The sequence below is a fragment of the Dyella silvae genome (genome assembly GCF_026421305.1).
GTDB lineage: Bacteria > Pseudomonadota > Gammaproteobacteria > Xanthomonadales > Rhodanobacteraceae > Dyella > Dyella silvae.
The window spans coordinates 61466-68117 of sequence record NZ_JAPJBQ010000012.1 but is presented as its reverse complement, the minus strand read 5'-3'; the positions used below and the strand labels follow the sequence as shown (position 1 = coordinate 68117).

Sequence of the window (6652 nt, the reverse complement as noted above, 5' to 3'; positions counted from 1 at the left end):
TGCTGCCAGCGCTCCCACATCACCGCCTTCTGGCTATCGGTTATGTGCCTTCGGACTCTGGGTGCCATGCAACACTCCTTCCGCTTGCGCGTCTATAGTGTGTTGCGTTGACCGGCTGAAGTCGCAACCCAGAGCGGACCTTTCGGGCGTGGTCTAAGTTGGGCAACACCAGCAAGGTGTCCAACACCAGCAGGTTGTTCAGACCATACCGGAATGCCGTTCAATCATTACCGGATTCCGGACCAAAGGGCATGGCAGGCTAGGTGAACAGCGAAATCGCCTAAGATTGGGGTGGTCGATCACAGCACTGGGGGGAGTGATGAAGCGACTATTGTGGGTGCTGCTGGCTTCGGTTGTGCCGTTGGTTGCACACGCGTCCGACGTGTACAAGGTGACGGTAACCCGAAAGCCGCAAGACATTTACGAGGTTCAGGGCGGGCAGGTCTACATCAAGACTCGGTATTGTTACGAATATGTCTATACCGATGACGCCATCCTTCGCATTGATTCACCGGCGGGCTACAGCATTGGCAAGCTGATCTTCAACAGCGGCACGAGCTGTGACGTGGAGAAAGTGTTGTCTGGCTGACGGCATCATGGGACGTGGGTCAGTGTGGCCGGGGAAAACCGACTCGAACAGGAGGCTGACGAATATGTGCTGCCGTTCCATCTTCTTGCTTGTCGCAATGTTCTTCGCGGCCACACTTTCTATGGCTCAGGAATGGAGCACCCCGGAGTCGGAGCCTCCCGGCAAGGTCGCCTTTGCCATCAATTCCCAGGAGGGCACGATCTTGTATGACGGCCATGCGACGCCTATGTCTGTCGAAGTCGTCCAGCAGCTACTGGCCATACCGCCAAGCCAACTTCGTTACATGGACGAACGTCAGCTCCCTGCCAGCTACCTCCCCTTGGCACGGTCACCCCTCGTCGGCTGGGTAAACGACCGCCTTCGCGAGCGAGAGAAGGAGCGAGAGCTTTGGGTCGAGTCCGCCGCGGCAATTGCTGCGCTCCTTGGCCTGGGGTACTGGGCTCGCCGGCGCCTTGCCGAGCTCAAAGCCAGCGGCGCCGAACTATTCTCTGGGGCCAGTACGGCACCCATCATCGCCTCTGGCGTATGGGTGCTACTTGGCCTGCGAGTGCTCAACAGCCTTGCGTGGTTCGCCGTACCCTTCGCATTTATCTATTTCGTGTGGCGGCACACGCACTAGGAATTCTCTTTCTATAAATGCGGGAGAATCGCATGGATAACGATTTCTGCTCGGAAGTCGACCTTCAGAGGGCCATGGTGATCGCTCTCGCGCATCGACTCGCTGCTCTGAAGGCCATCCGCACCACGACACTTCCTGCGGTTTTGCTGTTTGGCGTTCTCTCATGGCATCTAGGAACATGGATGCCGTTCCTTGCTTGTCCCTTCGGCATTTGGGCCGTTTCCATCGCCATTTCCATTTGGTCGGCAAATAACGTAACGCGCCGCACTGGGCTCTCGCACGCGTCGCAACAATTTCTTTGGGAGCGGTACAAGTCCGACCCGGAATTCTCGGCTGAAATAAATCTCGCCTTGCAGGATCGGAACCTGCTTGGTTGACGCCACAATGCGAATCCGGTCGGGTTGCGAAATGGGGTCAGAGTGCTTTTTCTAAGGACTAGAAAAAGCAGTCTGACCCCTTTTCGCTCTCAGCCGGTGTCCGCATCATCGATGGCTGGGTGAGTCGGGAGCCAGATCAATATCGGTCCCCAGGCATCGAACAGGACCGGGAGACGGTTGTTGGGCTCATTCACAGCCACTTTGGAAAGTACCTCGGAAGGTCCGCTTCCGACCCGAAGCGCACAGTTTCTCTCCCAAGGCTTTCTTATTTCGAGCTGAAGTGGCGATGCAGCGCCCAGCGCTCGCTGGTCGAATTTCTTGCGTCGACATGAGTGCTGACGCCCGCCCTGACCTCGCTTTTATGAGCGGGGTTGGAACAAGTTGCTGGCTTGCGAGACCGAAAGCATCAGGCCGCCCATGGTTGCGGAGCAGCCTTGAGCCAGCGCCTCCCGGGCAATGCGATCCAGGTGCGCCAGGCTCGCTTGCATGGTGCCGCAACCCAGGCTGATGCGTCGCACACCCAACTCCCCCAGTACGGTGGAGATTGGTGCACCGGCATAGCCGGCGTAAATGTTCAGCGGCACCGGAAGCAGCTTGGCCAGGCTGGCGATCTGTTCCAGATCAGCAAGGCCGGGCACGAAAATGCCGCTGGCCCCGGCGTCGATATAAGACCGGGCGCGCGTACACGTTTCTTCAAATCGCGTCTGTGCATCAAGGCCGGGGGCAAAGTAGGTATCAATGCGCGCATTGATGAAAAGCGGAAGGTCAAGGCGCAGCGACACCGCCCGAGCTTCAGCGATGCGTTCGCTGAGCACACCGGACGAGGCGAGCGTTTGGCCATCCGATGCCATGCCATCTTCCATGTTGATGCCGACGACTCCACCGCGGATCAGGGCTTCAACAAGCTCGCCAGTTTCCTGCGCATCGCTGCCATAGCCCTGCTCGATGTCCGCACTTACGGGGACGTTCACGACGCGGCAAATGCGTAGACAGGTCGACAGCAGCTCTTGCACCGTCATCTGTTGACCGCCGGGATATCCCAGTCCCCACGCCATGCCGTCGCTGGTCGTGGCGATGGCCTTGGCACCAGCATTTTCGATGATTCGCGCGCTAGCAGCGTCCCAGGCATTGGGCAACACCAACGGCTCCGCGCCCGCATGCAGTTGCTGGAAGTATTCGGCTCGGCTTCTGTGTACTGGATTCATGCTCTTGACCTGAATGCGTACCCACACGTTGGGCGCGCAGATCAGACCATAGACGACGGTCCTTCGCTATCGATATCTATGGATGACAGAGAAAAAGGGGCGGAGTGCTACCAGGGGCAATCAAACAGATGAAAACTCCGCTCCCTTTTCCGTGCCCTACAAATAGCTGACGAACAATAGCCGCGACTTCGAGGGAGCAACCATGCTGCTGTACGGATTCAGTGTGCTGTAATACTTGAAACGCAACTGTCCGCTTCCGACCCGTAGCAGACACTCGACATAAGAGCGCTGGCCGTCATCCAATGCGGGCGCTGGCTTAGGCAAAACGAAGGGGATTCGCATGCAGTGCTACGTTCACGGTGATACAGCAGCCGTCGGTGTGTGCAAGTGTTGTGCTAAGGGTGTTTGTAGAACTTGCGGTATTCCGGTCACCAACGGCTTGGCGTGCTCCGAAGTATGCAGGCCGACAGCAGAGGCGTTGTCCCAGCTTCAATTAACTACGCTGAAAAACGCGAGCATCTACAAAGCGCAACGAAGTGTTCAGGCCATCATGGCGGTTGGGCTGGCCGCAATGGGCGTGGCTATTCTCTACTCCGATAGACAGGCCCCGGCAGGCTGGGTCTCGCTCATCCTGGGCGGACTTTTGGCCTTGTCGGCGGTAGCCGCGTCTCGTCGAAAGCACTAGCCGCCAAGGTCCGCTTCCGTCCCATAGGGGACATCATGAAGGGAAGGGCGTAGGTGGACTTAGGAGATGGAGTGATGGGGGAGCTAATCCAGAATTACGGGCAACTCATGGATGAGTTACTTGGCGGCAGCATCCATCCTGTGCAGTTTCAACGGTTCTACCTAGAGCGCTTCAAGCGAGAGGCTTTCATGGAAGAACCCCTTTTCCAGATACTCGATGCGCTGTTTGGCGTTGTTGACGCATATTGCGCCGATGCTGAGATTCGAAAAACGTTGTCGGAAACCGCCATCAATGACTCGGAGCTATATGCAGAGGTCCGTAAAGCCCGTGATCGACTTACCGAGCTAGAAAGTCGAGATAGCCAGTAGCAAAAGGTCCGCTCCCGACCCATAGAAGGCCTTACGGGTGTGGCCTAAATCGGGCGGTGGCCGCAAGGTGAGCAACACTGGAACCTTGTTCAGACCGTGCCAGCTCGTTGTTCAGCCCTCACCACCATCCGCATCAGGGCGGCGCGGTACGGCGTTACACAGGTACGCTGCTGCCCACCTTGTCGCGCGCCATCACCACCTGCGTGGTGAAGCGGCGGATGTTGGCGTTGTCGAACAGCAGTCGCCGCGTGAACGCCTCAAAGTCGTCCATGTCTTTGGCGGTGACGATAAGCACGAAGTCCGCCTCGCCGGTGACGTAATAGCACTGCTGCACATTCGGGTCGGCGCGCGCCGCACCACGAAACGCATCGAGCATATCGACGCGCTCGCGCTCCAGCTCCACGCCCACGATGAAGGTCATCACCTGCCCCACGGCAGCAGGATCCACCAGCGCCACTTCGGCGGTGATCACGCCCACCTTGCGCAGTTGCTTCAGGCGGCGCTGCACGGCCGCCGCAGAGAGGCCAATGCTGGCGCCGATCTCCTCTCCCGTGACGCGTGCGTCGCGCTGCACCCAGCGCAGGATCTCCCGGTCGAAATCATCCAGCTGGTAGTCGGTCGCCATGCCGCATAGATACGGCAAAAGATGCGGCCAGGCAACGCCACAGAGGGCCAATACGCAGCTCAGCCGCACGAACTCTGGCCAGAATGCGCATACCCGCCCCACGCATCTAGACCATGCAGCTTCTCTATCAGACCCACTCCCCTTACGCCCGCAAGGTGCTGGTGATGGCCCACGAGGCTGGCCTCGCCAACCGCCTCCACGTCGTGCATCACGAGACCAGCCCCACCTGGCGCAACGAAGAGGTTTTCTGCCTGAACCCGCTGGGCAAGGTGCCCGTGCTGGTGCTCGATGATGGCACCGCGCTGTTCGACTCCAGCGTGATCTGCGAATACCTGGACGGCCTGCATGACGGCCCGACCTTCATCCCCAGCGATCCGCGCGAACGATGGCGCAGTCTTCGTTTGCAGGCACTGGCCCAGGGCCTGTGCGATGCGGGCATCGCGGTGCGCCACGAAACCGTGCGCCGACCGGAAGCGCTGCGCTATCCCGCCATGCGGGATGGGCAGATGGAGAAGCTGGTGGCGGCCTACGATTTTCTCGAGCGCGAATGGGCTGACCCATCGCCGCCGTGCCGCATCGACATTGGCCAGATCGCGCTGGCAACCGCGTTGAGCTGGCTGGCGTTTCGCGAGCTGCCCGACTTTGAGCATGGCCGGCCACACCTTTCTGCGTGGTACCGCGCTTTTATCCAACGTCCCTCGATGCTCGCCACGCCACTGACCGGCGACACCGTCGACTGAGCTTTTCATCCGCCCACGGGAGACCCGCATGCGCTCGCTATGGACTGATCTGTTGTTTCTGCACGGTTACATCACCGATCTACGATTGGCGCAACGACTGAGCGCCCCACCGCCACGCGATGAGCACGACACGCGTCAGCAACGCATCACGCGCAGTGGGTTCTTCACCTGGCCTGCACGTCTTTGCCTGGGCATCGGCGATGGAAACGTGCGCGCACAGTGAATGGGTTGCCGAACCCTGTCAGCCCGACACGAGACGATCCTTGCACCTACCAACAACGTAGGTTTTCGCTTACACAGAAGGCACCGTGCTTTGCGGCAATCTACGCATGCCGGTCGTTTCCACGAACGAGCGGCAACCGGGCCGGTCGCCCCCCTAGTTCCGGCCCATAGGCCCCCGAAAGGGGGCCTATCCTTTTTGGGCAGCTGCAACGCCCTGCCCTTGAGTCCTCCGCGAACCGCCGCCATGCTTGCGGGCTTATCGGCCACCCGCAAAATCACCATGCACGTTGAGGCAGTCAACCGCCTGCATTTGCCCGAGATCGAAACGCTGGTTTTCGCCGGCGGCGGCAATCGTTGTTGGTGGCAGGCCGCTATGGTGTCCGACTGGATGAAGCGCGGCTGGCACCTGCCGCCGACTCTGGTTGGCACCAGTGCGGGCGCCGCCGTGGCGGCCGCGGCACTCACCAGTGACGGGCTGCAGCGCGCCTTTGAATCATGCCGGCAGCTGTTCAGCGATACGCCGCGGCTGTTCGAATGGCGCGGCCGCACGCCGCGGCAATGGCGGTTTGCGCATCACCGCGTCTATCCGGCGTGGCTCGCCTCGTTCGTCAACGACAGCACCTTCGACGCCGTGCGCGAAGCGCCGCAGCAACTGATCGTGGCGTTGACGCGGCCCGCACGCGCGCTCGGCCTGAAGGGTTCGATGGTGGCAGGCACCTGCGCCTATCTGGTGGACAAGTTCCTGTGGAATCGCCTGCACCCTCGCCTGCCGCGCATGCTGGGTCTGCGTCAGGAGTTCGTCGGACTACAGCAATGCGCCACGCTCGCCGAAGCGCAGACGTTGCTGGTGGCAGCGGCAGCAGCGCCACCGTTTCTTTCGGCACAACACGTCGCAGGCGGCGTGGCCATCGATGGCGGGTATCTGGACAGCGTACCGGTGCTGCCCGAAGCGTCGGCGGCGAGAGCCACCACGCTGGTACTGCTTACCCGCCATTACCCCAAGTTGCCGACGCTGTTTCGCTACCGCGGCCGCCACTACTTGCAACCTAGCCAGCGCGTGCCCGTTTCCACCTGGAATTGCACGGCGGCTACCGACATTCAGGCCGCACTAGCGCTCGGCAGCCAGGACGCCACCAAGGTTATGCAAAGCGAACGGGTGACGCTGGAACCTTCGCGCCACTGACCGCACGCGGCGGCTTCGCAATCCGGTCACGCACGGGTG

The 6652-nt window shown here is 60.5% G+C and carries 9 protein-coding genes; 7 read left to right on the top strand and 2 right to left on the bottom strand.

Annotated elements, in window-relative coordinates; all coding sequences use genetic code 11:
- Nucleotides 1-319 precede the first annotated feature (319 nt).
- The 3 genes from OQE56_RS19305 to OQE56_RS19295 all read left to right on the top strand — a co-directional run bounded on the left by OQE56_RS19305 (nucleotide 320) and on the right by OQE56_RS19295 (nucleotide 1585).
- Nucleotides 320-589 carry a hypothetical protein gene (locus OQE56_RS19305; RefSeq protein ID WP_267226596.1) on the top strand — a complete coding sequence of 90 codons (270 nt, stop codon included), beginning with the start codon at nucleotides 320-322 and terminating at the stop codon, nucleotides 587-589.
- A 226-nt stretch (nucleotides 590-815) separates the two neighbouring features.
- The gene (locus OQE56_RS19300; RefSeq protein WP_267226594.1) at nucleotides 816-1208 is read left to right on the top strand and encodes a hypothetical protein; all 393 of its coding nucleotides are present in this window, start codon (nucleotides 816-818) and stop codon (nucleotides 1206-1208) included.
- Between the two features lie 32 nt (nucleotides 1209-1240).
- Entirely contained in the window at nucleotides 1241-1585 is a 345-nt protein-coding gene (locus tag OQE56_RS19295; protein WP_267226592.1) for a hypothetical protein, read from the top strand.
- Nucleotides 1586-1944: 359 nt separating this feature from the next.
- Here the strand turns inward: OQE56_RS19295 and OQE56_RS19290 are convergent, their stop codons facing one another.
- Nucleotides 1945-2790 (bottom strand): isocitrate lyase/PEP mutase family protein, encoded by an 846-nt coding sequence (locus OQE56_RS19290; RefSeq protein WP_267226591.1) that lies wholly within the window; start codon nucleotides 2788-2790, stop codon nucleotides 1945-1947.
- 759 nt (nucleotides 2791-3549) lie between these two features.
- Between OQE56_RS19290 and OQE56_RS19285 the strand changes: the two genes are divergently transcribed.
- The gene (locus OQE56_RS19285) at nucleotides 3550-3843 is read left to right on the top strand and encodes a colicin immunity domain-containing protein (RefSeq protein ID WP_267226588.1); all 294 of its coding nucleotides are present in this window, start codon (nucleotides 3550-3552) and stop codon (nucleotides 3841-3843) included.
- Nucleotides 3844-3997: 154 nt separating this feature from the next.
- On the opposite strand, the gene OQE56_RS19280 is transcribed toward OQE56_RS19285, so the two are convergent.
- Complete coding sequence (locus OQE56_RS19280) at nucleotides 3998-4468, bottom strand: Lrp/AsnC family transcriptional regulator (protein ID WP_267226587.1); 471 nt, start codon at nucleotides 4466-4468, stop codon at nucleotides 3998-4000.
- Between the two features lie 113 nt (nucleotides 4469-4581).
- On the opposite strand from OQE56_RS19280, the gene OQE56_RS19275 reads away from it, so the two are divergent.
- From OQE56_RS19275 to OQE56_RS19265, 3 genes are all read left to right on the top strand, one after another.
- Nucleotides 4582-5208 carry a glutathione S-transferase family protein gene (locus OQE56_RS19275; protein WP_267226585.1) on the top strand — a complete coding sequence of 209 codons (627 nt, stop codon included), beginning with the start codon at nucleotides 4582-4584 and terminating at the stop codon, nucleotides 5206-5208.
- Nucleotides 5209-5236: 28 nt separating this feature from the next.
- Nucleotides 5237-5431 carry a hypothetical protein gene (locus OQE56_RS19270; RefSeq protein WP_267226583.1) on the top strand — a complete coding sequence of 65 codons (195 nt, stop codon included), beginning with the start codon at nucleotides 5237-5239 and terminating at the stop codon, nucleotides 5429-5431.
- 279 nt (nucleotides 5432-5710) lie between these two features.
- Nucleotides 5711-6613 (top strand): patatin-like phospholipase family protein, encoded by a 903-nt coding sequence (locus tag OQE56_RS19265; protein ID WP_267226582.1) that lies wholly within the window; start codon nucleotides 5711-5713, stop codon nucleotides 6611-6613.
- The last annotated feature ends 39 nt before the right edge of the window (nucleotides 6614-6652 follow it).

What these genes read in the sequence shown, in the direction of transcription:
- OQE56_RS19300 (WP_267226594.1), top strand. Translation starts at nt 816, where the DNA reads ATGTCTGTCGAAGTCGTCCAGCAGCTACTGGCCATACCGCCAAGCCAA.
- OQE56_RS19305 (WP_267226596.1), top strand. Translation starts at nt 320, where the DNA reads ATGAAGCGACTATTGTGGGTGCTGCTGGCTTCGGTTGTGCCGTTGGTT.
- OQE56_RS19280 (WP_267226587.1), bottom strand. Translation starts at nt 4,468, where the DNA reads ATGGCGACCGACTACCAGCTGGATGATTTCGACCGGGAGATCCTGCGC.
- OQE56_RS19265 (WP_267226582.1), top strand. Translation starts at nt 5,711, where the DNA reads ATGCACGTTGAGGCAGTCAACCGCCTGCATTTGCCCGAGATCGAAACG.
- OQE56_RS19295 (WP_267226592.1), top strand. Translation starts at nt 1,241, where the DNA reads ATGGATAACGATTTCTGCTCGGAAGTCGACCTTCAGAGGGCCATGGTG.
- OQE56_RS19285 (WP_267226588.1), top strand. Translation starts at nt 3,550, where the DNA reads ATGGGGGAGCTAATCCAGAATTACGGGCAACTCATGGATGAGTTACTT.
- OQE56_RS19275 (WP_267226585.1), top strand. Translation starts at nt 4,582, where the DNA reads ATGCAGCTTCTCTATCAGACCCACTCCCCTTACGCCCGCAAGGTGCTG.
- OQE56_RS19270 (WP_267226583.1), top strand. Translation starts at nt 5,237, where the DNA reads ATGCGCTCGCTATGGACTGATCTGTTGTTTCTGCACGGTTACATCACC.
- OQE56_RS19290 (WP_267226591.1), bottom strand. Translation starts at nt 2,790, where the DNA reads ATGAATCCAGTACACAGAAGCCGAGCCGAATACTTCCAGCAACTGCAT.